The sequence below is a fragment of the Pseudoalteromonas sp. CF6-2 genome (assembly GCF_021729425.1).
Lineage (GTDB): Bacteria > Pseudomonadota > Gammaproteobacteria > Enterobacterales > Alteromonadaceae > Pseudoalteromonas > Pseudoalteromonas arabiensis.
Map to the genome: position 1 here is coordinate 397,642 of NZ_CP091443.1, position 24,994 is coordinate 422,635.

General features: G+C 41.9%; 24 protein-coding genes. 14 read left to right on the plus strand and 10 right to left on the minus strand.

Translation table 11 applies throughout. From position 1 onward, the window contains the following. Positions 1–55: 55 nt before the first annotated feature. The 5 genes from L3Q70_RS18495 to L3Q70_RS18515 form a co-directional block, all read right to left on the minus strand. Complete coding sequence (locus tag L3Q70_RS18495; RefSeq protein ID WP_237115691.1) at positions 56–379, minus strand: hypothetical protein; 324 nt, start codon at positions 377–379, stop codon at positions 56–58. A gap of 76 nt (positions 380–455) precedes the next feature. Next, a complete protein-coding gene (gene tsaB / locus L3Q70_RS18500; protein WP_237115692.1) occupies positions 456–1,148 on the minus strand; it encodes a tRNA (adenosine(37)-N6)-threonylcarbamoyltransferase complex dimerization subunit type 1 TsaB in 693 nt (230 codons plus the stop codon). Positions 1,149–1,158: 10 nt separating this feature from the next. Further along, positions 1,159–3,075: an ATP-dependent DNA helicase gene (locus L3Q70_RS18505; protein ID WP_062568084.1), complete on the minus strand. Its 1,917-nt coding sequence runs from the start codon at positions 3,073–3,075 to the stop codon at positions 1,159–1,161. A gap of 95 nt (positions 3,076–3,170) precedes the next feature. Further along, entirely contained in the window at positions 3,171–4,976 is a 1,806-nt protein-coding gene (locus tag L3Q70_RS18510; RefSeq protein WP_237115709.1) for a M28 family metallopeptidase, read from the minus strand. A 118-nt stretch (positions 4,977–5,094) separates the two neighbouring features. After that, the gene (locus L3Q70_RS18515; protein ID WP_237115693.1) at positions 5,095–7,284 is read right to left on the minus strand and encodes a pre-peptidase C-terminal domain-containing protein; all 2,190 of its coding nucleotides are present in this window, start codon (positions 7,282–7,284) and stop codon (positions 5,095–5,097) included. A gap of 382 nt (positions 7,285–7,666) precedes the next feature. On the opposite strand from L3Q70_RS18515, the gene L3Q70_RS18520 reads away from it, so the two are divergent. After that, positions 7,667–8,746 (plus strand): mechanosensitive ion channel family protein, encoded by a 1,080-nt coding sequence (locus L3Q70_RS18520; protein WP_237115694.1) that lies wholly within the window; start codon positions 7,667–7,669, stop codon positions 8,744–8,746. Between the two features lie 226 nt (positions 8,747–8,972). After that, positions 8,973–10,256: a sodium:proton antiporter gene (locus L3Q70_RS18525; RefSeq protein ID WP_062568087.1), complete on the plus strand. Its 1,284-nt coding sequence runs from the start codon at positions 8,973–8,975 to the stop codon at positions 10,254–10,256. Positions 10,257–10,374: 118 nt separating this feature from the next. On the opposite strand, the gene L3Q70_RS18530 is transcribed toward L3Q70_RS18525, so the two are convergent. Continuing rightward, positions 10,375–10,608 carry a hypothetical protein gene (locus L3Q70_RS18530; protein ID WP_062568088.1) on the minus strand — a complete coding sequence of 78 codons (234 nt, stop codon included), beginning with the start codon at positions 10,606–10,608 and terminating at the stop codon, positions 10,375–10,377. A 356-nt stretch (positions 10,609–10,964) separates the two neighbouring features. Between L3Q70_RS18530 and hisG the strand changes: the two genes are divergently transcribed. From hisG to hisIE, 8 genes are read left to right on the plus strand one after another with little or no spacing between them, the layout of a single operon-like run. Continuing rightward, a complete protein-coding gene (hisG, locus tag L3Q70_RS18535; RefSeq protein WP_237115695.1) occupies positions 10,965–11,864 on the plus strand; it encodes an ATP phosphoribosyltransferase in 900 nt (299 codons plus the stop codon). Between the two features lie 6 nt (positions 11,865–11,870). Further along, positions 11,871–13,172, plus strand: coding sequence for a histidinol dehydrogenase (gene hisD / locus L3Q70_RS18540; RefSeq protein ID WP_237115696.1), 1,302 nt, complete (start codon positions 11,871–11,873; stop codon positions 13,170–13,172). Then, entirely contained in the window at positions 13,162–14,259 is a 1,098-nt protein-coding gene (hisC, locus tag L3Q70_RS18545) for a histidinol-phosphate transaminase (protein WP_062568090.1), read from the plus strand. The genes hisD and hisC overlap by 11 nt, the downstream gene beginning before the upstream one ends. Next, entirely contained in the window at positions 14,256–15,317 is a 1,062-nt protein-coding gene (gene hisB / locus L3Q70_RS18550) for a bifunctional histidinol-phosphatase/imidazoleglycerol-phosphate dehydratase HisB (RefSeq protein ID WP_062568091.1), read from the plus strand. Before hisC ends, hisB begins: the two co-directional genes overlap by 4 nt. Then, the gene (gene hisH, locus L3Q70_RS18555; RefSeq protein ID WP_237115697.1) at positions 15,314–15,904 is read left to right on the plus strand and encodes an imidazole glycerol phosphate synthase subunit HisH; all 591 of its coding nucleotides are present in this window, start codon (positions 15,314–15,316) and stop codon (positions 15,902–15,904) included. The genes hisB and hisH overlap by 4 nt, the downstream gene beginning before the upstream one ends. A gap of 27 nt (positions 15,905–15,931) precedes the next feature. Continuing rightward, positions 15,932–16,666, plus strand: a complete 735-nt coding sequence (locus tag L3Q70_RS18560; protein ID WP_237115287.1) for a 1-(5-phosphoribosyl)-5-[(5-phosphoribosylamino)methylideneamino] imidazole-4-carboxamide isomerase — start codon at positions 15,932–15,934, stop codon at positions 16,664–16,666. Next, complete coding sequence (gene hisF / locus L3Q70_RS18565; RefSeq protein WP_237115288.1) at positions 16,648–17,427, plus strand: imidazole glycerol phosphate synthase subunit HisF; 780 nt, start codon at positions 16,648–16,650, stop codon at positions 17,425–17,427. Before L3Q70_RS18560 ends, hisF begins: the two co-directional genes overlap by 19 nt. After that, positions 17,418–18,032, plus strand: coding sequence for a bifunctional phosphoribosyl-AMP cyclohydrolase/phosphoribosyl-ATP diphosphatase HisIE (gene hisIE / locus L3Q70_RS18570; RefSeq protein WP_237115289.1), 615 nt, complete (start codon positions 17,418–17,420; stop codon positions 18,030–18,032). Before hisF ends, hisIE begins: the two co-directional genes overlap by 10 nt. A 43-nt stretch (positions 18,033–18,075) precedes the next feature. Here the strand turns inward: hisIE and L3Q70_RS18575 are convergent, their stop codons facing one another. Beyond that, positions 18,076–19,455, minus strand: a complete 1,380-nt coding sequence (locus L3Q70_RS18575) for a serine hydrolase (RefSeq protein WP_237115290.1) — start codon at positions 19,453–19,455, stop codon at positions 18,076–18,078. A 216-nt stretch (positions 19,456–19,671) separates the two neighbouring features. Between L3Q70_RS18575 and L3Q70_RS18580 the strand changes: the two genes are divergently transcribed. Then, complete coding sequence (locus tag L3Q70_RS18580; RefSeq protein ID WP_237115291.1) at positions 19,672–20,409, plus strand: hypothetical protein; 738 nt, start codon at positions 19,672–19,674, stop codon at positions 20,407–20,409. A gap of 62 nt (positions 20,410–20,471) precedes the next feature. Here L3Q70_RS18580 and L3Q70_RS18585 read toward each other — a convergent pair whose 3' ends face one another. Then, positions 20,472–20,876, minus strand: a complete 405-nt coding sequence (locus L3Q70_RS18585) for a hypothetical protein (RefSeq protein WP_062568098.1) — start codon at positions 20,874–20,876, stop codon at positions 20,472–20,474. Next, complete coding sequence (locus tag L3Q70_RS18590) at positions 20,869–21,153, minus strand: hypothetical protein (protein ID WP_062568099.1); 285 nt, start codon at positions 21,151–21,153, stop codon at positions 20,869–20,871. Before L3Q70_RS18590 ends, L3Q70_RS18585 begins: the two co-directional genes overlap by 8 nt. 202 nt (positions 21,154–21,355) lie before the next feature. On the opposite strand from L3Q70_RS18590, the gene L3Q70_RS18595 reads away from it, so the two are divergent. The 3 genes from L3Q70_RS18595 (at position 21,356) to L3Q70_RS18605 (ending at position 22,996) form a co-directional block, all read left to right on the plus strand. After that, on the plus strand, positions 21,356–21,868 hold the full coding sequence (locus tag L3Q70_RS18595; RefSeq protein ID WP_062568100.1) for a hypothetical protein: 513 nt from the start codon (positions 21,356–21,358) through the stop codon (positions 21,866–21,868). An 83-nt stretch (positions 21,869–21,951) separates the two neighbouring features. Then, entirely contained in the window at positions 21,952–22,137 is a 186-nt protein-coding gene (locus tag L3Q70_RS18600; RefSeq protein WP_062568101.1) for a DUF1289 domain-containing protein, read from the plus strand. Positions 22,138–22,201: 64 nt separating this feature from the next. Beyond that, on the plus strand, positions 22,202–22,996 hold the full coding sequence (locus tag L3Q70_RS18605; protein WP_237115292.1) for a glycosyltransferase family 25 protein: 795 nt from the start codon (positions 22,202–22,204) through the stop codon (positions 22,994–22,996). A gap of 15 nt (positions 22,997–23,011) precedes the next feature. On the opposite strand, the gene L3Q70_RS18610 is transcribed toward L3Q70_RS18605, so the two are convergent. After that, complete coding sequence (locus L3Q70_RS18610) at positions 23,012–24,793, minus strand: PDZ domain-containing protein (RefSeq protein WP_062568103.1); 1,782 nt, start codon at positions 24,791–24,793, stop codon at positions 23,012–23,014. Positions 24,794–24,994 lie beyond the last annotated feature (201 nt).

Consider the following 24,994-nt stretch of genomic DNA (forward strand, 5'->3'; position numbering starts at 1 on the left):
TAAAAAGCCTAAACACTGTTTAGGCTTTCTTCATTTAATTCAGTTATTTTATTAATTATGCGTACACATCAACGCCAATTAAGCTTTGCACTTCGGCACGGCGATCTAAATTAGCAAATTCAGTATAGGTTGAAATTGCACGGCTTATTTTTGGATTGCTTGGTTTGTCATAAATTGTTTGCTGATAGCTTTGCGACTCAGCTTTAAACTTATCGGCAATAACAACAGCTTGAGGGCTCGATTTAACATACTCTGTTGACGATTTTTGCTCAGCCGTTCGGTCTGATATCGCCTTGGACGTATCAGTAACGGTATTTTTACGGCTATATTGACCAGGGATGTCACCGGTATAAAAGCCTGAGCCAATAGGTAAAGTCAAACGAGTATTTCCACATCAAACATGACTAAATTATGTGCCATAACTGACGGGCACGCAAGTCCCGTTGCTCTTTCAGTTACTCTCGGCCTGGTAGCTTTTTCCAAGTCACTGTATCACGAACATATTTAGGCTGTGCATTCGCAGCTGTCACCGTTTCACTGTTAGCGAAAGCTGTGGCAACAGATGACAGCATGTATTTCGCATCAGGCAATAAGATGTTTTCATGTAAGCTTACATTTGCAAGTTCTGTAACAAGCTCAGGATAGGTTTTCCAACCAGTGCCCACCGCGGTTGCAGTTGTGTCAGGTAATGTTAACAACTCAGGTTTAATGACTTGCTCTTCATCAACAAGTCGCATTAAGCCATGTTCATTTGCTTTATAGTGAGCGTAATAAATTTCACCCATACGCGCATCAATCGCAGAAAACACATCACTTAATTGGTGTTGCTCAAACGCCTGTTGCGCCATCATTTGTAATGTTGATACGCCAACCAAAGGCAAGCGTGCGGCATAAGCTAAACCTTGTGCAATCGCAACACTGATACGCACGCCCGTGAAGCTTCCTGGTCCTTGACCAAACCCAATCACATCTAAGTCGGTTAATTTACATTGTGCCTTTGCGAGTAACTCATCAATTAAAGGCAAGATCTTTTGGCTGTGCTGCTGTGGGCACTCTTCAAAATGATGAAATGTTTGCCCTTGATAATGTAGCACCAGCGATAAAGCTTCAGTTGATGCATCTAAGGCAAGAATATTGTGTTTAATCATCTAAGTTACTCTAATTGATCTGTTCTAAAAACGCGTTTGCCATTGCTAAATCACGCGTGCGGCGCATGGGTGGCAAACTTTTTAAAAATACTTGGCCATAATGGCGCGTTACTAAGCGATTATCGCAAATAACCAGCACACCTTTATCTTTACTATCGCGAATCAGTCGCCCTACCCCTTGCTTTAATGCAATCACCGCTTGGGGTAATTGAATATGTGCAAATGGGTCTTTACCTTGCAACTGACAATCTTGCATTTTTGCTTGCAACAATGGGTCATCCGGCGCGGCAAACGGCAATTTGTCAATGATAACACAACTTAATGTGCTGCCTCTAACATCCACGCCTTCCCAAAATGAGGCGGTACCGAGTAAAACGGCATTACCGTGACGGGTAAACTTTTCAAGGATAATACGCTTTGACATTTGCCCTTGCATATAAACAGGGTAATCCATTTGTGTAGTTAAACCTTCCGCCACTAAGTGCATCATACGATAACTTGTAAACAGCACAAAACAGCGACCTTTTGCTGATTTAATCAACTCAAGGGTCAGCTTGATAATAGCATGGGGCATATTATTCGCATGAGACTCAGGTAAATAGCGCGGTAAACAAAGTAGCGCTTGTTGTTGATAATCAAACGGACTTTCAACAATCATGCTTTGCGCGGGTTTTAGTCCAAGACTGGCATTAAAATGCGCTAATTCATTATCAACCGATAGAGTGGCCGAAGTAAAGACAAAGCCAGCCCCAGTGTCTTTCATCATTTGCGCAAATTTAGCCGATACATTTAGCGGTGTAATGTTTACCGTTAAATAGCGGCGAGTTGTTTCATACCAATAGCTATAGCCCGTTTGTGCAGTATCAAATACCCGCTCTAACTGGCCTTTAAAGGCCAGTGTACGCTCAAACGGGTGCTCTATTTTTTCGCTACGGTCTAAACATAATTTCAACACTTGATATAAAAAGTCGAGGTCGCTTATCACGCGGTGCAGGGCTGCACAGATATCTTTATCGGCTAGCTTTTCACGCCAGTCACCGCGACTGCCATCTAAGCCAAACTGCAAACGTAAATCTGCCACGCTGGTTTCTAACTTATTGAGGGTTTTACCTAATTGCAGCATATCGGGGATATCTGCACGGTAAATCGCGCGTAAGTCATTGATTAAATCCATCAGCTTTTTAGTACTAACACTTTCACCAAAATAGTCACTGGCTATTTCACTTAACTGATGAGCCTCATCAAAAATGTAGGCATCAGCAGTGGGCATCAATTCAGCAAAACCCGTGTCTTTCACAGCCATATCAGCAAAGAATAAATGATGGTTGATCACCACCACATCGGCTTCCATCGCATTTAAGCGCGCTTTACGAATATAACAATCTTGGAAATCGGGGCACTCTTTACCTAAACAGTTATCAGCGGTTGAGCTAACATAAGGCAGTACTTTGGCGTCTTCTTCAATACCAACACAATCTGCTAAATCGCCAGAACGCGTTTCACTGGCAAACTTTGCCACCATCGCCAGTTGATGCATGACATCTGGATCATCTGTTGGTACATGCGCAACGTGCTGACTTAAGCGATAGGTACATAAATAATTTGCACGCCCTTTTAATAGGGCTACTTTTTTCGTGGCACTGAGTGCTTTTACTAAGTTGGGTAAATCACGATGAAACAACTGTTCTTGCAGCGCTTTTGAACCCGTTGAGATGATAGTTTTGCCTTTTGATTTTAACGCAGGCGCTAAGTAAGCATAAGTTTTACCTGTACCTGTTCCCGCCTCAACCACTAATTGGTGACGTTTTTTCAAGGCATCATCAACCGCAACAGCCATGTCAATTTGTGGCTGTCTTGGAGTGTATCCATCAAGAGAAAGTGCAAGCGGACCCGTGGCACTGAAAAGTTGTTTGATAAACTTCGCCAATAAGATTAAAAGTGATGGGCAGATTTTACGTAACTGGTTAACCTAGGGCAAGACTAAATGAGGAAGCAAGGCTTCCTCATTATTAAAAACATGGGTTATTGTGCTTCTATAGTGAGTGTCACACCCAATGCAGAACTGTAACCTTGCAAGTCTATATACCAAGTACCCGCTTGTGGATTACTAATCTGACATGTCTCTTCGTTGCCATTTTTATAAGGTCGACATTGATAATTTGAACTCGTCGAAGGTGAGCCGTAATTAACATATAAATCAGCATCACCACTGCCCCCTGACATAGTCACTGTTAGATTACTCATACCGCTTGGGATCGCTTGAGTAAACCTCTGCCAAGTACCACTGGGTACATTAACATTCGTTTCTGTGCGGTCTATAGGTGTACTGCCAGAGCCTTGGCTATAACTTCCCGTTAATGCAACACCGGCAATTTCATTCCATGCTTCAACCATAACGTGATAAGTCCCCGCTTGTATTGATGAAATCGCACAGCTTTCGTTACTTGAAGATGTTGTACTTTTACAATCAAAATCTTGTAAAGTCGGCTTGCTGCCAAATTTGACATATAAATCGGCATCACCTGTACCGCCCTGTGTCGTAAACTCAAGGTTGCTGCTCATTGCTGGCACTTTAAGGGTAAAAAATAGTTGCTGTTTTGCAGCCGCAGATAAACCGGTTTTTGCTACACCATTTTCAAGTTCATTACTTGGTTCGCTCACAACATCACCGGCATTTTTTGCCATTTCAGCAAGGTAGCTCACAGCCAGTTTGGCGAATTTGCTGGCATGTTGTGCGTCGAACTGTGAATCGTTTGAAGTATGGATGAGAGGGTTAATATCGCTCATTCTTGATTCAAATGGCATTGATGCAGCAAAACCTTGCTGATACCAAGATGCATGATCTGAACAGCCATAACCACATTGGTCAAAGCCGTAGCTAACACTTGGTTGATAAGCATCAAGTAATTGCGATAAATACTGGTTTTGTGGTGAATTAGTGTAATCTGTCATCATCACAATGTCTGTGCTACTGCCGTTATTACCTGTCATATCAAATTGCACCATACCAACCACATTTTTAGCCTGCGATTTATAACTCTGGGCAATATCTTTAGAGCCCCGAAGGCCGACTTCTTCTGCAGCAAAGCCCATAATTTGGATAGTCCGTTGAGGTTGATAGTTATTATCAACAATTGCTTTTAAGGCTTGGGTAAGCACAGCAATGCCTGATGCATTATCGTCTGCACCAGGCGCACGCCCATTACTTGGATTTGATTGATTTATTGAATCTAGGTGACCCCCAATCACGACAATTTCATCGGCTTTTTCGGCACCTGGAATAGTCACAACAACCGACGACTGTGAAAAACTATGATTGAAGTATTCGACGCTAATATCGCTACGGCTACTTGCTATTTGTTGCCAGTGATTTTTTAACCACTGAGCTGCATCTACACCGCTTTGCACTGAATAGTATCGATTATGGAAATTCATCATACTATTCACTGTATCAGTAAGCTCACTTGCATTAATTGATGAAAGCAACGCATTGACAGTCGTAGCGTTATCAATGCTGTAACTTGCAAAGCTGCTCGTCGAAGCAAGGTGTGAAACACTATTTAGCTTTTGAGTATACAGTTCGGCATCGGCTAGAGATTCATGAGCGACAAAACCACCACAGCGATGGTAATTATCATGCATAAATTCGCTTAACCCTGCTATATCTTGTTTATTGACACGCATAAAGTTTACATCATTTATAACTGACGATTGCAAAGCGAGGTTACGTGTTTGTTTTTGTTTACTTAGCGCATCTTGTTGAAAATGTTTTGCGGCTAGGGCATCAATTGTCACCCAGACTGTTTCATCATCTTGAGCGAAACACATTTGGCTTAACGACAGTGAGGCTACACCGACTAAGCACTGCTTAAGAAGGGTTGTCATAATGGGTCCTTTTCTTTGTAAGGGAAAGTAAAGGGAGCAAATGCTCCCTTTTTATGATTGGCTAATTAGCCGAGATGGAGAGTGTTACGCCACTCGCTGCGTTGTAACCACGTAAGTCAATATACCAAGTGCCTGCTTGAGGGTTGGTAAAGGTACACGTTTCGCTGTTACCATTTTTATACGGACGGCAATCATAGCTAGAAGTTGTTGATTGCGAACCAAACTTAACGTAAAGATCTGCATCGCCAGTGCCACCTGAAATAGTGACATCCAGTGATGAATAACCCGCCGTTAAATCTTGTGTGAAGCGTGTCCAGCTACCTGATGCAACACTTACATTTGATTCTGTACGATTGATGGGTGTCACTCCACCTGAACCATTATCAAAACTACCAGTTAAAGACACACCTGAGATTTGGTTCCATGCTTCTACCATCACATAGTATGTGCCTGCTTGTACATTACTGATTGCACAGCTTTCAGTGCTAGTAGATGACGTACTCTTACAATCAAAGTTGTTAAGTGTTGGTCTAGAGCCATACATTACATACAGATCGGCATCGCCACTTCCACCTGTGGTATTGAATTGCAGGTTTGTAGCACCACTCGGAACATCTAAAGTGAAGAACAGCTGTTCTTTGGCTGCGCCACTAATCCCTGTGCGCGCAACACCATTTGTTAACGCTTCGTCAGTCGGTGGCTCAGTTGTACCGCCACAGCTACTACCTGCGCTTAAGTTTGAACTAACACCTACCGCAGCAAGCGCTGCTTGAACATCGGCAGGATCATAGTTTAAGTCACATGCCGCATCCATCACGCCATTACCTGCAAGGTCCCAGTTAGTGCTTGCTGTCCAATAAAGTTGGTTAGCGCGTGCCATAACCACAAATGCCTTTTGCGTATCCCAACCCGATGTGGTTGCAAGATTATAAAATGCTTTATTGAATACGCCTGAGCTGTAGTGAACATCCATACCAGAGTAGTAATCATTTTGATGATCAATTGAGCTACCATCTTGAGTTGGATTATTCATGTAGCGAAGTGCGCCATTACCTTTGAAGATTTCCTGACCAACTAACCAGTCGTTTGAGCCTTTCATGTAAAACTCAGCGGCTTCACCAGCCATATCAGAGAAAGCTTCGTTTAAACCACCCGATTTACCAGAATAAACAAGTCCTGAGTTTTGCTCAGTAAAGCCGTGGCTCACCTCATGAGCTGATACGTCTAGACTTACTAGAGGGTAAAACGTATTTTGGCCATCACCAAAGGTCATAGCACTGCCATCCCAAAATGCATTTTCGTAATTATTACCATAGTGAACACGCATTTTTAATTGGAAAGTTAAAGGTGCAGTACCTAACCAATCGTTATACATATTAAAGATAACGTTACCAAAATAATGTGCATCATTGAGTGGCGAATATGCACCATTAATTTCTTTAAAGGTATTTTCAGGGCAAGTAAACGAATAAGCCGTAGAACCACTCGTACCGCCATTGAGGTTAATCGTTCTTACGTTGGCGTTATTCATCGTACATGTGTTGCCCGACTGAGAAACATCAAGACTACTGAAGTCACTGCCATAGATGTACTTACCCGTTTTTAAATTGCCGCCAGGGCCTGTTGCACTTGCATGCTGGAGGTTATCCATACTAAAAAGTACTTCACCAGTATTGGCATCAATAATTTGATAAGGGCGAGACGGGTTTTCACCATAAGTAACGTATGACACTTCGTAAACCAAATGCGCAACGCTATTCTCATCAAGCCAAATAGCTAAACGAGACTGCTCATTATGTCTCTCTAGGCCTGACGATTTTTTTGCAGCGGCTGAATTAGCAAGGCCATGCGCTAACGCTTTTTGCTTTGGTAAAGCAGGTGAAACAGAACCGATATCTGAAGCAATATCATAGACCGCAGCACCATGTGCTGTTTTTAACTGTCCCGCATCATCAAAGGTAAGAATAACCGTATCGCCAATAACTGGAATATTCTTATACATTTGCTGGTAACGGCGGGTTGTCGTACCGTTATTGCTTTTTATTTCTTTTAAAACAGTTAGTTCATTTCCAGCTTCCAAACCAATTAAATGTTTCGGATTAGACATTAATACTGATGCAGCATTCGTCTGTAATGCTTTATTAATACCTGTTTGCTTGTTTAGGTATTTTTTATTTGCAGCTTCTGCATTTGTTGCTTGAGCTAATGCCAAAGCAGCAAGAGTAGCTATTGTGAGTTTTGATAAATTCACGTTTACGCTCCGTTAGATTGTTATTTAATATTTTCCTAATAATCGGGTTACACACCTTCCCGATTGCTGATCAGCCTAGCGCGATCAAAAAGAAAACAAAAATTAAACAATAAATTAACATTTAAAGTGGCGAGATTTTCCTAAAGCGCTTATTTTTTAGTAGGTTAAGAAAATAGCATGATAGATAAAGCTTAAAAATGGCGTGAAATTGTAAAAAAATAATTACAGATCATTAACAAATTTACTACATTAGTCCCTTTTTTATTGATTATTTCTTAGCGTTGTTTAATTAGCTCCCCATTCATCTCCTGTCCGTTGAGCACTTTAAAGCTGGGTACATAAATTGCAACGCCGACAAAGACTTTAGCTTATAGGATTAACTATGTTTAGCGAGCTGTCGCAGAGCGAATGGGTAAACAAACCATGGTTGCTAATAATTGGTGGCACAACCCTAGCTGCTATTATCTTGTATATAATAAGGTTTTTAATTGTTTACTGTTTAAAGAAGTGGACTAGACGAACAGACTTTGTATTCGACTCACTACTTGTTGACTCACTTATTACTCCGCTTACCTTGTGCACAATGATGGTGCTTGTGATCATATTTGGGCAGTTATTAAGCATCACCGGATTTATGACAGAACACCCCCTGCCTATTTCAGCCACTGCTAAAACAATATGCATTATTGCGTTTGTACTGTTTCTAGATCATTTTTTATTTGGCACAGTTGATTATTATAGTGCGCGTTCAGCAATGATATCGAATAGCCATAGCATTATTAAAGGACTCATACGCTGTGTGATTGTATGTGTTGGCCTGCTGGTTTTAATGGGTACTTTGGGTATATCAATCACACCTATAATTGCATCACTCGGTATTACGTCTCTTGCTGTTGCACTCGCTTTGCAGCCTACACTTGAAAACTTCTTCTCTGGCGTTCAATTGGTGATTGATAAACCGATTCGGGTGGGTGACTTTATAGAGCTTGAAAGTGGCGACCAAGGCTTTGTCGAGAAAATTGGTTGGCGCTCAACTTGGGTAAAAATGTTGCCAAATAACATGATAATCATCCCCAACAGTCAGCTGTCTAAATCACGCATCATTAATTACTTTTACCCCGAAAAAGAGCTCAGTGTAGCTGTTGAAGTGGGTGTTCATTATGGCTCAGATCTAGAAAAAGTTGAACAAGTGACACTGGATGTAGCAAGGCAGGTTTTAAAAAGTCACAAATGGGGCGTAGCTGACTATGATACATTTGTGGTATTTCATACCTTCGATCAATCAAGCATCAATTTTACCGTGATGCTAAGAGCAAAAGAATACTTCAATCGATTTTGGGTAAAATCTGCGTTTATTAAGGCACTGCACACGCGTTACGCTGAAGAAGGAATTGTAATCCCTTATCCGATAAGGGCTATTAATAAGAGTCAGGAATCGGCACAATTAAAAAAAGCGGATTGACCTAACTAAACTAATCCTCAGCGCACTTCTAGTCAGGTTTATTTTGTCTCTTTTGAGACATTTTTAACAGCAATTATACAATTGCAATCAGCCACCTGAATTTTTACTCTAAAATATCATAAAAATCGCATAAACACTGTGACATACATGAGATAGAGGCGTACCATATGCGGCCAGAAAGTGACAACTTTCTGCGTCTTGTTATACAAATATTTAAGGTCAAACAATGAATGCTTGGTACCTCATTTGTTTTCTTTCAGCATTAGCTATTTTTATTGCTTTTGCTAACCAATATATCCTCAAAATGCAAACCACAATTGCTATAACAACAGGCTCTGTTGTTATTTCTTTACTGCTTATACTTGCCGTTAAAATGCTCGGTGATAGCACCGCCCTCGAAATGACCCAAATAGTCTCTAGTATCAACTTTAATCAGTTGCTATTAAAAGGCATGCTCGGGTTTTTACTGTTCGCAGGTGCACTTGAAATCAACTTAGCAGCCCTTCGTAAACAACGTTGGGAAATAACCGCATTAGTGCTATTTTCAACCATTACCTCCACGGTCATTGTTGGCTACTTAAGTTACTACTTATTTGCTTTTGTTGGCTGGCCAGTGCCATTTATTTACTGCTTATTATTTGGTGCATTAATCAGCCCAACCGACCCAATTGCTGTATTAGCCATTATTAAACAAATGCGAGCCCCAGAAGGTATTTCTGTGCAAGTTGAAGGTGAGTCTTTGTTTAATGATGGTATTGGCTTGGTGATTTTCACTACCATATTTTCAGTTGCATTTTATGGTACCGAAGCTAATTTTACCGACATTGCTGAGCTATTCTTAGTCGATGCTATAGGTGGCATTGCATTTGGTTTAGTGATTGCTTTAGTTGGACATTTTTTAATTATTAATAGCCGCGATGTGAATATTCGCTTGTTATTAACGCTCACCATTCCAACCGCTGGCTTTGCTGCTGCAAATATTTGGGAAATCTCGGGCGCACTGGCGATGGTAACCAGTGGTATTTTACTTGGTAATATCACTCGCTCAAAAGCCACAGAGCGCACGGGTCCTGAAGATACTCGCTACGTAAAAGACTTCTGGCATGCCACCGATAGCTTTTTAAATGCCTTGCTGTTTCTGATCATCGGTATGCTCATTGTCACCATGCCTATCACACTTGAAGAGATTGGCCTTGGTTTACTTATGGTACCTGTGGTGCTATTGGCGCGCTTTGTAAGTGTGGGTGCACCGTTTGTGTTCTTTAAAAAATACCGTCAATACGACAAGCACTCGGTGAAAATCCTCACTTGGGGGGGCTTGAGGGGTGGTTTAGCGTTGGCGATGGCCGCAGCTATTCCACGTGATCAGGTGATGATTGCTGGCTCTGACTTGCACAATTTAATTGTAATTGTCACCTATGTGGTGGTGATCTTTTCGATTATCGTACAAGGCTTAACAATTTCACCATTGATTCAAAGTAGTATTCAATCAGCACAGGCAAAGTCTTAAACATTGCTTTAAAACCATAAAGGCTCGTTTATCGAGCCTTTTTTACGTTTCTTGCACATACAACCACAAGCAGCTAACTTTTTAGTTACTAAATAAGACCGCAGACGAGAAAAATTCGCTATGCCCACGTATCAAGATGCTGATTGCCTTCTTCATCTTCTTCGGTGGTGTTTTTATTATTTTTATCCGCTTTTTGGGCTGTTTTTTTTCGTAACTCAATCTCTCTTTTTTGTCGCTTTTCAAGCTCAATTCGCTGCACGTTCGCATCTTTTACCCCAGCAATATGAAACGCGCCTTTACTTTCAAGTTGTAGGCGAGTTATACGCCCTAAAAAGGGGATCATGATATCCATATGTGCCTCCAGCTGTACCTGCTACCTATCCATTATATATCGACCGTTATAAGATATACTTTAATTTCGCAAAAAAATGCTTGCCAAAGATTAGCAAAGCATGTTTATCTATATACGTAACTTATTTAAACAGATTTACGCACTGGTTTATACAAACGAGTGCAACACAGGAAAAATTATGCGCTTCAATCTGACAACTATCCATCATCACCATCATTCATCGGAATAGCCTGTCAGGTTTTTCGCTGAGAGGTTATTCCTAAAAGGAACCTCTGGCGAGCAATCAACCAAATTATTTATTTTCGCCCTGAGGTTCCCTCGGGGTTTTTAGTTTTTGAATTAAAGGAAAATGAATAATGAGCAATACCAATCGTTTACGAATCGCCATCCAAAAAGGCGGTCGCTTATCAAAAGACTGCCAAGAGTTACTAAAGCAACTTGGTGTTAAATTAAACCTTCGTGAACAACGTTTAATCGCCCACTCTACCAACATGCCAATTGATGTGCTTCGTGTACGCGATGACGATATTCCGGGTCTTGTCATGGACGGTGTGTGTGACTTAGGTATCGTTGGTGAAAACGTACTTGTTGAAGTACAAGCCGAACGCGAACGCCAAGGCGTGGCATTCGAAGTAAATAAGCTTTCTAAACTTGATTTTGGTTACTGCCGCTTGGCACTTGCATGGCCACAAGAACTTGGCCCTCAGGAAAAAAGCTGGTTCGAAGGTAAACGCATTGCCACTACTTACCCTGAAATCTTAAGCCAATACCTAAAACGCGAAGGTATTAACGCAAGCACGGTAATGTTAACGGGCTCTGTTGAAGTCGCACCGCGTGCAGGTCTTGCTGATGCTATTTGTGATTTAGTGTCTACTGGTGCAACGTTAGAAGCAAACGGCTTAATGCAAGGCGACACCATCTTAGAATCAAATGCATGTTTAATTCAGAATAAAGACCTCACTGATCAAAGTAAGCTTGATTTAATCAATACGCTAATGCCGCGTTTACGTGGTGTTCGTCAAGCTAAAGAAAGTAAATACATCATGCTACACGCACCAAAAGCAAAGCTTGATGAAGTGTGTGACTTACTACCGGGTACTGGCCAACCAACTTTACTATCGCTTGCAGGTAGCGACGATTATGTTGCATTGCACATGGTTAGCAGCGAAACCCTATTCTGGGAAACAATGGAACAGTTAAAAGCACTGGGTGCCAACTCAATTCTTGTTATGCCAATTGAAAAAATGATGGAGTAATTATCCATGTTTCGCTGGAATGAGGAAAATCAACAAGCACAGCAGGCGGTACTTACCCGCCCTGCTGTTACTGCCAGTAAAGAGGTTGAAGCAATTTGCATCGACATCTTAAATGCAGTCAAAACAGACGGTGACGCAGCGTTATTAAAGATGGCAAAAGAGTTTGATAAGCGCGAAACACCTCGCTTATTAGTGCCAATTGAAGAAATTAATCAAGCTGAGCAGTTATTATCAAACGAGTTAAAAGCCGCCATCGAAACGGCCTATGCCAATGTAAAACGCTTTCACCAAGCACAATTACCTAAAGACATTAAGTTAACCACGCAACCTGGCGTATTGTGTGAACTTAAATATCAAGTCATTGAAGCGGTGGGTATTTACGTGCCAGGTGGCAGTGCACCATTGCCATCGTCAGTGATCATGCAAGGGGTGCTTGCACAGTTAAGCGGTGCACAAACCGTTGTGCTTACTACACCTGTAAAAGCAGACGAAACAATCAACCCTGCCATTTTATATGCAGCAAAACTATGTGGTATTAAAACTATTGTAGAAAGCGGCGGCGCAGGTGCTATTGCAGCAATGGCATACGGCACAGAGTCAGTGCCTAAAGTGAACAAGATTTTTGGCCCAGGAAATAGTTTTGTCACCATGGCAAAACAACTCGTTGCGCAAACTATTCCGGGCATGGCGATTGATATGCCTGCTGGCCCCTCTGAAGTGTTAGTGATTGCTGATGAGCGTGCAAATCCAGAGTTTATTGCGGCAGATTTATTATCGCAAGCAGAGCACGGTGCAGATTCACAGGTTATTTTACTGTGTAATAGCGAACGCATCATTGAAAAAACACAGCAAGCATTAACTGAGCAGCTAGCAAAGTTAAGTCGTAAAGACACTGCCGAGCAAGCGCTTGCAAACTCAAGCTTGATATTAGTGGACTCGGTTGAGCAAGCCTTTGCAGTGTCTGCACAATATGGTCCTGAGCACCTTATTCTACAACTTGCTGATGCGCAACCTTATTTGAGCTTAGTAAAAAATGCCGGCTCAGTATTTGTCGGTGATTACACTCCGGAGTCTGCCGGTGACTATGCATCTGGCACGAACCACGTACTACCAACGTATGGTTACAGTGCGACCTATTCGAGCTTAAACTTACTGGACTTCTTTAGAACTTACACAGTACAAACCATCAGCAAAAATGGCTTACGTGAATTATCTAAAGCAATTTTACCTTTAGCTGCAGCAGAAGGGCTTGATGCTCACGCGAATGCTGTTTCAATTCGTCTTGAGGCTATGAACAATGAGCGATAATTCAAAAATAACGACACTGTTGCCAGATAACATTGCAGCGCTTACAGCCTACAGTTCGGCGAAAAGTGAAAAGCTGACAGGCACAACGTGGTTAAATGCCAATGAAAGCCCGTATTCACGTACGCCAAATATCAATTTAGCAGATTTAAATCGCTACCCAGATCCGCAGCCTCAGCAAGTGATCACTCGTTACGCTTGCTATGCTAATTTAGAGCCTGAGCAAGTACTAATGACTCGCGGCGCTGACGAAGGTATCGAACTATTAGTACGTACTTTTTGTAGCCCTGCTAAAGATAGCATTGCACTCTTTTTGCCAACTTACGGCATGTACAAAGTGACCGCTGATACCCACAACATTGCAATTAACGGTTTAACTCAAGAGCTGTTATTAAAAGGCACGGTTGATGAGATTGTCACTGCGGTTGCTGACTCAAAACTGGTATTTATTTGTAATCCAAATAACCCAACCGGCAGCATGACAAGCCAAGACAAAATCAGAAAAGTCACCCAACAACTTGCGGGTAAAGCGATTGTCGTGGTTGATGAGGCTTATATAGAATTTTGCCCAGAGCAAACTGCGGCAAGCCTGATCAACGAGTTTAGTAACCTTGTGGTACTAAGAACCTTATCAAAAGCATTTGCACTTGCAGGCTTAAGAACAGGCTTCACCTTAGCCAACAGTGAGCTGCTTGCGCCTATTCGTAAAGTGATTGCGCCTTATCCTGTATCAACGGTGGTTGCGAGCATTGCCGCAGATGCATTAAGTAGTGACAACATCGCTTCAATGCGCCGTCAGGTAACTATTTTAAATAGCTTAAAAGCCAAACTGAAAAGCTGGCTTGAGCAATCACCTGCTGTTATCAAAGTCCTGAGCGGTGAAGGTAACTTCGTCACCTTAAAACTAAAAGACAAACAATCATTTAATATCGCACTTGAGCAAGGACTCGTGATGCGTGCCTTCACTTTATATGGCGAAAATGATTGGTTACGAATTTCTATCGGTAACGAGCAAGAACTAGAACAAGTAAAAGTATGGTTAGATGGTTTATCACTGACCAGCAAAACAGTAGAACAGGAATTATCATGAGTAACCCGTATTTATTTATTGACCGCGATGGCACGATTATCGAAGAGCCTATCACCGACAAACAGGTTGATAGCCTCGAGAAATTAGTATTTTTGCCGAATGTGATCCCTGCTCTATTACAACTTCAAGCGGCAGGTTACCGCCTGGTGATGGTTTCAAACCAAGATGGTTTAGGCACAGATAGCTTCCCTACCGCTGATTTTGATATTGCTCAAGACAAGATGATGGATATCTTAAACAGCCAAGGGATTAAATTTGATGAAGTTCTGATTTGCCCTCACTTTGATGAGCAAAATTGTGACTGCCGTAAACCAAAAACCGGCTTACTTACAGAGCTTATGCGGTCAGGTAAAGTCGATTTAGCACGCTCATTTGTGATTGGCGACCGCCAAACAGATATTGGACTTGCCAATAACTTATGTTGTGAAGGTATTTTGTATGACGGCAGCTGGGATGCCATTGTCACTAAACTGACAACCGCGAACCGTGAAGGCCGTGTCACTCGCAACACCAAAGAAACACAAATCGATGTGCAAGTTAATTTAGACCAAACAAAAAATGGCGAAATTAGCACTGGCCTTGGCTTTTTCGATCACATGCTTGACCAAATTCGCACACACGCCAATATCGGACTTAATATTCAAGCCACTGGCGACTTACACATTGACGAACACCACCTAGTTGAAGATATCGGCATTGCGCTTGGCCTAGCCCTTAAACAAGCACTAGGTACAAAAACGCAAATTGGTCGCTATGGTTTTGCACTCCCTATGGATGAATGTAAAGCAGAAGCGCAAATTGATTTATCAGGCCGCGCCTCGTTTGTATTAAATGCCGATTTTAGCCGTGAACAAGTGGGCGACTTAGACGTACAAATGGTTGAGCACTTCTTTAAAAGTTTGAGTGATAATGCCGCCATGAGCCTAATTTTGTCGGTTAGCGATGGTAACTGTCATCACCAAGTTGAAGGCCTATTTAAAGCGTTTGCAAGAGCACTTCGCGCTGCGATTGCAAAAGATGCTTCGCAACAAACGGCTAGCTCTAAGGGGTGTTTATGATTGCTATAATTAATACCGGTTGTGCGAATATTAACTCTGTTCGTTTTGCCTTTGAACGCTTAGGTGAAACACCAGAGGTGATCACCTCACCTGAGCAACTAAAAGGCTTTGAACGTGCGATTTTACCCGGCGTAGGTCATGCTTCTGTTGCCATGAAACGCCTAAAAGACGGTGGCTGGCAGCAAGCAATTGATGAATATCAGCGCCCGCTGATGGGCATTTGTTTAGGCATGCAATTACTTTGCGACAGCACAGAAGAAGGCAACGTTGATTGCCTTGGCAAAATACCAGGTATTGTTAAGCACTTAGAAGTGGGCGCATTAACCTCACCACACATGGGCTGGAATGACCTAAGCGTGTTAAAAGAGCATGCCCTTACTAAGGGGTTATCAGCGCAAGATCAAGTGTACTTTGTGCATAGCTTTGCTCATACAGTGAACGATGCCACCCTTGTTAGCGGTGAATACGGACAGGCTTTTTCAGCAATTGTTGCCAAAGATAACTACGCAGGCATGCAGTTCCACCCAGAACGAAGCGCCAAAGTAGGCACCCGACTTTTACAAAACTTTTTAGATTGGCAGCTGTAAGCGCAGCAAAAAATAAGAGAAATAAACGTGATTATTCCAGCACTCGATGTATTACAAAACCAAATTGTGCGCTTATACCAAGGTAAGTATGATACCGCACAATTTTACCCTTACGAACTTGGCGCACGCTTACAAGAGTACGCAAACAGCGGCGCAGGCAAACTGCACCTAGTTGATTTAGAAGGCGCGCGCAATCCAAATAAAAAACAGTGGCAGCATATTCAAGCCGCAACTAAAGCGCTTAATGTCCCTTATCAAGTGGGCGGCGGTATTCGCTCAGAGCAAGATGTTGCTGACTGGCTTGAAGCCGGTGCTAACCAAGTCGTGATTGGCTCAATGGCCGTTGAAAAGCGTGAGCAAGTACAAGCATGGATTGAAAAATTTGGTGCAAAGCACTTCGTTATCGCACTGGATGTGAATAAAACTAACAACGGCTGGGCGCCAGCAACACATGGTTGGTTAAGTGAATCTGAGTTTGGTTTGTTCGAACTTGTTGATTTTTACGTGGCACTGGGTGTGGTTGATTTTCTGTGTACTGATATCAGTAAAGACGGCACCATGACCGGCCCTTCGTTTGCACTTTATGAAGATCTAACTAACCACAACAGCGAGATTAAAGTTCAAGCATCAGGCGGTGTAAGCTCACTTGATGATATTGCTAAGCTAAAAAAACTGGGCGTTGGCGGTGTTATCTTAGGTAAATCATTACTCGATGGTGCCTTTAATGTTGAGGAGGCGTTAGCATGTTATCAAAACGCATAATCCCTTGTTTAGATGTAAAAGATGGCCAAGTCGTTAAAGGTGTTAAATTTAAAGGCCATGAAGTGGTTGGTGATATTTTAACGCTTGCCAAGGCCTACAGCGATGCCGGTGCGGATGAACTAGTTTTTTATGAAATCAGTGCCAGCGTCGAAAAACGCCTACTTGATGTCAATTGGGTAGAGAACATTGCGCGCCATATTGATATTCCATTTTGTGTGGCGGGCGGCATTAAATCTGTTGCAGATGCCGCACGTGTTTTAGAACGTGGCGCAGATAAAATCAGTATTAACAGCCCCGCAATTGCTCGCCCAGAGCTTATCAAAGAGTTACACGATGAGTTTGGTAAACAATGCGTGGTTGTGGGGATTGATAGCTTTTATGATGAAAAAACTGGTGAGTATTTGGTGTACCAATTAACTGGCGACCCAAATGCATCAAGCCGTACTCGCTACAAAACCGAAGAATGGGTTAAGCGCGTGCAAGACCTAGGTGCTGGCGAAATCGTCCTTAATTGCATGAACCAAGATGGCGTGCGTAAAGGCTACGACAATGTTCAGCTATCAAAAATGCGTGCACTGTGCGATATTCCACTGATTGCTTCAGGTGGCGCAGGGACCATGCAAGACTTTGTTGATGTATTTGGGCAAAGCCACGTTGATGGTGCGCTTGCTGCCAGCGTATTTCACAAGAACGTCATTGATATTGGCGAACTAAAACAATTTTTAACTGATAATAATATAGCGGCAAGACTATGCAATTAACCAAAGACACTCTTTCTCAAGTCGACTTTGCCAAAAGCGAATTGATCCCAGCTATCGTGCAAGACGCACGCACTGGGGTGATTTTAATGCAAGGCTTTATGAATCAAGACGCATTAGCTGCCACTTTCGACAAACAAAAAGTAACTTTTTACTCGCGTTCTAAAGAGCGTTTATGGACCAAAGGCGAAACATCAGAAAACTACCTTGAAGTAGTTTCTGTGCACACCGACTGCGATTACGACTCACTATTAGTGCTAGCAAACCCACTTGGCCCAACATGTCACTTGGGTACACAAAGCTGTTTTGGCGATGATGCAAAACCTAGTTTGTCTTTTTTAGCAGAGCTTGAACAAGTGATTGTTTCACGTAAAGACGATGATCCAAGCAAAAGCTACACTGCGTCTTTGTTTGCAAAAGACTTAAGCCGTAGTTGCCAAAAAGTGGGTGAAGAAGGTGTCGAAGTTGCCCTTGCAGCCATGAAACATGATAACGATGAATTAACCAATGAATCGGCTGACTTACTGTATCACTTAACTGTGTTATTGCACCGCCAAGGCCTATCGCTGGCTGATGTGGTGAGCTGTTTACAAGGCCGTCATAAGTAAATGAAGTACATTAAGATGCACCTTTTCAGGTGCATCTTAAATCTTATTGCCTAAGTGCTTTTAAAACATCACGGGTAAAGTCATGTTCCTTAAAGCCTTTAAGACCCGCAAGATCATACCCTCGCCTAACAATAACTAGCTGCTCACTTGGAATAATTACCAAATATTGACCACGGTTGCCTCGCGCTGCGATGGTATCGTTTGGTAGTTCTGGGAAGCGCTCGTTATAAAGCCACCACTGCGCGCCGTATCCAGGTGCAGTTTCTGGGGGCTGAGCAGGGGCTGGTTTACTAATATAACTTAACCAATCTTTTGGTAATATTTGCTCACCTTGCCAACGACCATTATTTAGATGTAATAGCCCTAAACGAGCAAGATCTCGTGAGGTCGTCCACACTTGCGATGACAAAATAAAGTCACTTTGCCAGTCAGATTCTAAAAAAGTATGCTGCATGCCAATTTTATCGAGCAAGTTTTCATACGGATAACGTAAGTAACTCGCCTCATCGTTGAACGTTTCTCGTAAGGTCCGTAGCGCTAACATGGTGTCGTTATTGGCATATTTCCAGCGGCTGCCAGGCTTTACTTCAAGCGCAGTATGCGTTGCAGTATCAGACACTAAACCGCCCCCCATATACACACGATCCGTCCGGTTACCCGCTTTATTACTGTCTAAGCCTGATGCCATATGAAGCAAGTTTTCCAAGGTAATTTCACCTCGTGGGTCAAGCGGATGAGACCAATTTTTAAGTCCTGCTGGCTTAGTAACATCAAGTCGTTTTTGCTCTACCGCCACACCAATGATGCTCGCGCCAATACTTTTTGCAACGGACCAAGTACGCTGAGCAGTTTCTGGGGTAAAACCTGCCTTATATTGCTCTGCTAAAATCGCCTGAGGGCTCGCTATTAATATTGCTGAAGTACGTGCTCCTTCGCCATAATGACGTGTAAAAGCCTGAGCAATAACCCCATCAAGCGCCTCATTGCCCGTTGCTTTATTAACACCATTTAGCGTTTGCCAAGGCTTACCCTCATCCTTTTGGTAAGCTAAGTTTTCTTTAAACGGCGCTTGCACAAGTGATGCAGATTCTAGGCTAGCCCCTACCGGCAAATCAACACAGCCTAAACGAGGACGCCACACGGATATGCGCTGCTTATCTTTATCATAATCAACAGTGACTCGCTTATGCTCGGTATCAATGTTCGCTTGCAGTGTTTTTACCGTGGCTGCGATTAAAGGATAAATCCCCGTGAGTTCATCTGTAACGATTTGCTCAGTCGTTTTGCCAGCATTAAACGTGGCACTACAGGAAAAATTGGCGACGTACCCAGCAGCGTACGCGTTTAAGGTTGTTTCTGTTTCTTCACTACAAACAAAAAAGCTGGTGCACAGCAAAGCACTTAGGAAGGTTATTTTTTTCATTATTACTCCTTGGAGGCCAAAAAGTTTAAATTAGCAAAAGAAAAAAATAATGATATGTTTTTACGGCAGTATTAACGCTTTTAACGATAAGAAGCTGGATACTAACAAAATAAACAAAGCAGAATTATTTTTTAAAAAGTTTTTAAATTGTTTAAACCTTTTATACCAGCACCTGCGACTAAGCTAATAACACCATACATATGAAAGGGAAGAACCATGTTAAGTACAGTAAAAACACTCTCGCTAATTGCTGCAGGTTTATTGTCAGCACACACATTTGCTTGGGGTGAAATGCCTTTGCAAACAACTAAAAACCTCACCCTTGATGCAGCATCATTAACCGCATTAAAAGTACAAGCTGGCTCTGGTTTTTTACACATTACCGGCACTGACGGTGATGAAGTGAGCGTTAAAGCCGAGATTTATCAAGAAAAGCCTCATGATGAATATTGCCTAACGCTTGAAGCTAAAGATAAGAGTGCTGCGCTTAGTGCAGGTCAATGTGAATATCAAACCAACAAGCAAACTCGCATTGACTTAACCGTTGCGATCCCTCGCTCATTTAATGTCGATGTGCATGATGGCTCTGGTGAGATTATTATTAGCAAAGTCGCTGATACAGTGATCAACGATGGTTCTGGTTCAATTACAGCGAATGACATTGCAGGCAGATTAGAAATCAATGACGGTTCAGGCAGCATAGATGCGCGTAATATCAGCGGTGATATTAAAATTCATGACGGCTCAGGCAATATTGATGTTGTAAAAGCTCAAGGCAATATCGAAGTACACGATGGTTCGGGTGGAATTGATTTAAATGATATTTCAGGTGATGTAGTCGTTTCAGATGGCTCTGGTAGCATCCGCGTTGATACCGCAGCAAACTTTGAGTTATTAACTGATGGTTCTGGCTCAGTAAAAGTAACCAATATTACTGGTAAAACGAAGATTTAGCGCTGTATTACTATTACTTTAAAAAGCGGTGCTAATTTGCAGCACCGCGCTTACTATTTATTCTATCCCGCCAATTTTTTATAGTGGCTAATTATCTTTTTCCGGTCATCCTCAGCAAATATTTTCAGCGGGATCTTACGCGTGATCGTTTTTTCCTTTGCCGCAACTTCTAAGTGCAAAAAATCTTTTATTATTTCAGCGGAGTTTATATCTTTGTTTTTGATAAACCACCTTGGTCTTGCAATAGCTAACTTGACCTCTGAGTAGTCTTTATAAAACCTCACTGCCTCTAACTTACTATGAAAGAAAAATATGGCTATCATAAAAATACCCATGCCGATTAAATGTGGCACAATAAGTAGTCCTATTACCAATGCGGCAATGCCCATATATAACAAAATGTTTTTATGTTTATCAGCAACGCCAAATGTTTCAAGCGGCTCGGCTGTAGCATCATATTCACTCACTACGTAAACTCCTTAAGAAATCACGTTTAATTTCATTATCCATCTCACTTCTCAAAGCAAAAACCCCGAGTGCGCCAATAGGCACAAAAACAACACAACCTAGCATTCCTGTGTAAGCTAACCATTTATTTTTAAAAATAAAATACAACCCCCCAAATAAAGATAACAGGATAGCTGGAGCAAAAATCAGTGCTAATGTCTGATAGTTCGGATCTTGATATAAAATGATAATTGCAAAGGTTTGGATCAATATCGTGAGGGTATATAAGTACTTCATCTAATTCCTTTAGTTTGAAAGTATGCGTCCAGCAATAGGCGGCAATTCTATACACGTTAGTGAAAAAGTAAATATCTGTGTATTAGATCAAGCCTAATTAATTCAAAACTAATATTTTTATGTCTTTCATAGCATTTTTACAAGGGCTTAGGTATCCTTTATAAAACGTTTAAGGAACTGCTATTTAAAAGGATAGCCTGATATGAAAAAGCCACTCGCCGCTTTACTAACCAGCCTTGTTTTAACAGGTTGTACGGGACTGACAACTGAACAACAAGCTGCCATTGATAACTTAACCCCTTGCGAGAAAATTAACGCCCTATTAGGTGCTTACGACAACCGCTTTGAAGGCTTAAAACGTAGCCGTGTAAACACTAAATACATGGAAACATGGACAGCAAAATACAACCTTATTGCTGATAACTGTCAAATTACCGCGCTTGATAAAGACAATGTCACCTACCGCTGTGTAGGCAACTATGAGCAACAGCAGCAAGCTGTGGCCGATCACACTCGTGCGGTTAATTTTACTCAAGCGTGTTTAGCTGGTAATAATTGGCATCAAACACAAAAAGAGTCAGCTGAATCGTTGCGCACGACCTTTGTGCTTGACGAAAACAACCCTGTTATCTCAATTCATTCGGGTAAAACCTTATCACGTAAACAGCCTTGGTCTACCACTCTTGAAATTGGTAAACCCGTTGAAGGCAAATAAAATACCCTTGAAGGCAAATAAAATACCCTTGAAGGCTAATAAAATACCCTTGAAGGCTAATAGACAATAGCCTTCTCATCACTATGACAAATTCAAAAAAACCAACCAGCCAATTCAAAACAGATTGCATCGGCCAATGTCATCGCCTTAATGGCTATTGTACAGGCTGTGGTCGCAGCAATGATGAAATTTTTGATTGGATCATTTTATCCGAGCAAGAAAAACAAACAATTTTAAATACCCCTCGCCCTGACATAAAAAATAAATAGTACTGACATTCAAGCGTCATTGACGATTGCTAGCCTGCTTTAAACGGCTATTTAGGTGATTATCATGACCGCTATTTTTGTAATTAACTTAGCAAGCTCTACTGAACGATTAAACCGTGTTAGCCATGAGCTAAATGCACAAAATTTGGCATTTGAACGCCTTGATGCAATTGATGGAAGAGAGCTGTCTGATACAGAGATAGCTAAGCACTATAGTGCTGATTTAAACCTAAAAAAATACCATAAGCCATTGAGTAAAGGTGAAATTGGTTGTTACCTGAGCCACCGAAAAGCATGGCAAACAATAGTCGATAGACAACTCGACTACGCTATTATTTTAGAAGATGACTTTGTTCTTGACCGCTCCATTCACAGTGCAATTGAAAACATTAATAGGTTAAAGCAGCCTTGGCAGCTAATAAAATTGGCTGCTTACAAAGACCGTCAGCGCGACATTGCTTTTACCAAACTCCTGGCTGATGAGCAGCATTTAGTCATTCATAAAAAGCTGATGTCTGGCTGCTGTGCAACAGCTGTTAGCTTGGCCGGTGCAAAAGCGCTGTTAAAAGCCACTGCCACATTTGGCCGTCCCGTTGATTGCGATTTACAGTACGTTTGGGAAACAGGCGTTTATGGTTACTCTTTGCTGCCCTACCCGGTATCGCAACCTGAAAATTCACAAAGCGATATTAGGGATAGATCAGACAAAGTTAAAAAGTCATTTTGGCGACGTAAAAAGCAGCAACTCCACAGTGCATTATTAAACACAAAGTACACTAAGCAGTTTGTGAAAGCGCAGCAAACACCAAACAAAAAGAAAGGAGCCGCAGCTCCTCTCTTACCAGTCAAAAATCATTAAACATTAAATTGGCTGTTATTTTTCTTGGTTTGGGTGATCAACACCCATCCATGCTTTAAACAATGCCATTTGAGCGGGTGTTGCATCTTTTAATGCTTTTACCTTTTTCTCTTTATCAAAGTCTTCGCTCAGTGTCAGCGTCGTGCTTTGCAGGGCATCACGTCTAATGAAATCAACAGTCACGGTGTCGCCTGCTTTAAATGTTTCAAGGCTAGCTGTTAAATCTTTACCAACATGCTTTTTGTTGAATGCAACAATTTTGTCATCTGTCGTTAAACCCGCTTGCCAAGCAGCACCACCACGGCGAACGTGAGTCAAGGTAAGTAACTCACCACTGTTTTTAGCGAACGAATCAATACTCGGTACTGATTTTGCCCCTTCAGGGCGAATTAAACCTAAACCGACTTTTTCAAGTAATGCATCGAAGTCGATAGCTGCTGGTTCATCCACATTCGCTTGCCACCAAGCGCTGTAATCGCGACCTGTAAGCTCTTTTAAAATCGCTTTAACATCATCTGGCGTAAAACCATCTGGTAAACGGTGCTTGTTGTAAAGTGCACGGTGAACATCACGGTAGCTAATTTTGCCATCGCTTTTTTCAAGTAAATCAATATCAAGCGCCATTGAAATCAATGACCCTTCTAGATAGATATTAGTGCTGTAGTTGCGAGCGTGGTCGCCGCCTTGGTTGATCCACTTATCAAAACTGGTTTCGGTTGCGCTTTGTACTTCGCGACCCGGTGTTTGTAAGTGACGATTAATCGTTTTAGTTAGGGTGTCAAAAAACTCATCGGTTGTTTCAATACCCGAGCGCACCATTAAGTGATCTTCAAAGTAGCTGGTTGAGCCTTCTGCTATCCACAATGTTTTCGTGTAGTTAATATTTGTGTAATCATAAGGGGCAATCCCCTTTGGACGATACGCTTTAACATTCCACGTATGAATAAATTCGTGGGCAGCAGTGCTAATAAACGCGAGGTAATCTTTACGAGAACCAAAACGGTCACGTGGACGCTGGATAATGGTTGAGTTTAAATGCTCTGTTGCACCGCCTGCACCTGATGTGGCATGTACCATAAATACATAACGTTCATACGGGTAGCTATCCCAAATAACATTGCCAGTTGCCACTAGCTTTTTAAGATCGGTTAGCATTTGGTCTACGTCGTAGTTGCCATCACCCCAAATAACGAGTTCGTATTCACGACCATCAACAGTGAACTTGTGTAGCTCATTGATACCACTTTCAATTGGCGAATCTACTAAAATGTCGTAATCAGCGGCTTTGAAGCTATGTTTAGAACCCGCATTTTCCATACCTGACACTGAACGCCACGCTTTTGGTACGTTTAGATTTACAGTAACAGGGTCTTGGCGAAATGATTCACTGAACATGAAGAAGCCCGAGGCATCAATAAATGCATGGCTATCATCAATGTGACGAGCACGCTTACCAAGCTCATTGGCATAGACTTGGTAATCAACATTTACTTGCGTTGGCTCATTTAGGTGAACACGCCAAGTGCTGTGGTCAATTTTTTCCCACTTTAACGCTTTACCATCATCATCTTTTGCATCGAAAAAGCGTACGCCATTGGCAAGATTTAAAATTTCGTAACGACCTGTGCGCCAAGCGGGAAGTTTAATATCCAAATGTGCTTGTGCAGTTTCAGGAAACTCAACACGCACATTACCTAAATGGTGTTCAGGTTCAGTAATAGACAGTGAATAATTAACATCAGCAAATGCACTGCTTGAGCACGCCGCTAATATTGACATGGCCAACAACTTTTTCATAATAACTCTTTTTTCTTAGTATCAAAATTACAAGCTAGCCTACCAACTGAGTAAAAAAATGTGAATTAAAAACCGATAAAGTCCCAATGCAATAAGCTTGATAAACAAATTCGCTAAGTTTTTGACTTCGCGCCTACATTTCGCATTAATTTGTTGTAAACTTAGGGTATTGAAATTTGAATCTAAATGGCGGTATTACTC

Coding starts and splice junctions, on each gene's coding strand:
- tsaB (WP_237115692.1), bottom strand. CDS start 1,148: ATGATTAAACACAATATTCTTGCCTTAGATGCATCAACTGAAGCTTTA.
- L3Q70_RS18510 (WP_237115709.1), bottom strand. CDS start 4,976: ATGTGTTTCGCTCAAGATGATGAAACAGTCTGGGTGACAATTGATGCC.
- L3Q70_RS18520 (WP_237115694.1), top strand. CDS start 7,667: ATGTTTAGCGAGCTGTCGCAGAGCGAATGGGTAAACAAACCATGGTTG.
- L3Q70_RS18525 (WP_062568087.1), top strand. CDS start 8,973: ATGAATGCTTGGTACCTCATTTGTTTTCTTTCAGCATTAGCTATTTTT.
- L3Q70_RS18530 (WP_062568088.1), bottom strand. CDS start 10,608: ATGGATATCATGATCCCCTTTTTAGGGCGTATAACTCGCCTACAACTT.
- hisG (WP_237115695.1), top strand. CDS start 10,965: ATGAGCAATACCAATCGTTTACGAATCGCCATCCAAAAAGGCGGTCGC.
- hisD (WP_237115696.1), top strand. CDS start 11,871: ATGTTTCGCTGGAATGAGGAAAATCAACAAGCACAGCAGGCGGTACTT.
- hisC (WP_062568090.1), top strand. CDS start 13,162: ATGAGCGATAATTCAAAAATAACGACACTGTTGCCAGATAACATTGCA.
- hisB (WP_062568091.1), top strand. CDS start 14,256: ATGAGTAACCCGTATTTATTTATTGACCGCGATGGCACGATTATCGAA.
- hisH (WP_237115697.1), top strand. CDS start 15,314: ATGATTGCTATAATTAATACCGGTTGTGCGAATATTAACTCTGTTCGT.
- hisF (WP_237115288.1), top strand. CDS start 16,648: ATGTTATCAAAACGCATAATCCCTTGTTTAGATGTAAAAGATGGCCAA.
- hisIE (WP_237115289.1), top strand. CDS start 17,418: ATGCAATTAACCAAAGACACTCTTTCTCAAGTCGACTTTGCCAAAAGC.
- L3Q70_RS18575 (WP_237115290.1), bottom strand. CDS start 19,455: ATGAAAAAAATAACCTTCCTAAGTGCTTTGCTGTGCACCAGCTTTTTT.
- L3Q70_RS18580 (WP_237115291.1), top strand. CDS start 19,672: ATGTTAAGTACAGTAAAAACACTCTCGCTAATTGCTGCAGGTTTATTG.
- L3Q70_RS18590 (WP_062568099.1), bottom strand. CDS start 21,153: ATGAAGTACTTATATACCCTCACGATATTGATCCAAACCTTTGCAATT.
- L3Q70_RS18595 (WP_062568100.1), top strand. CDS start 21,356: ATGAAAAAGCCACTCGCCGCTTTACTAACCAGCCTTGTTTTAACAGGT.
- L3Q70_RS18600 (WP_062568101.1), top strand. CDS start 21,952: ATGACAAATTCAAAAAAACCAACCAGCCAATTCAAAACAGATTGCATC.
- L3Q70_RS18605 (WP_237115292.1), top strand. CDS start 22,202: ATGACCGCTATTTTTGTAATTAACTTAGCAAGCTCTACTGAACGATTA.
- L3Q70_RS18610 (WP_062568103.1), bottom strand. CDS start 24,793: ATGAAAAAGTTGTTGGCCATGTCAATATTAGCGGCGTGCTCAAGCAGT.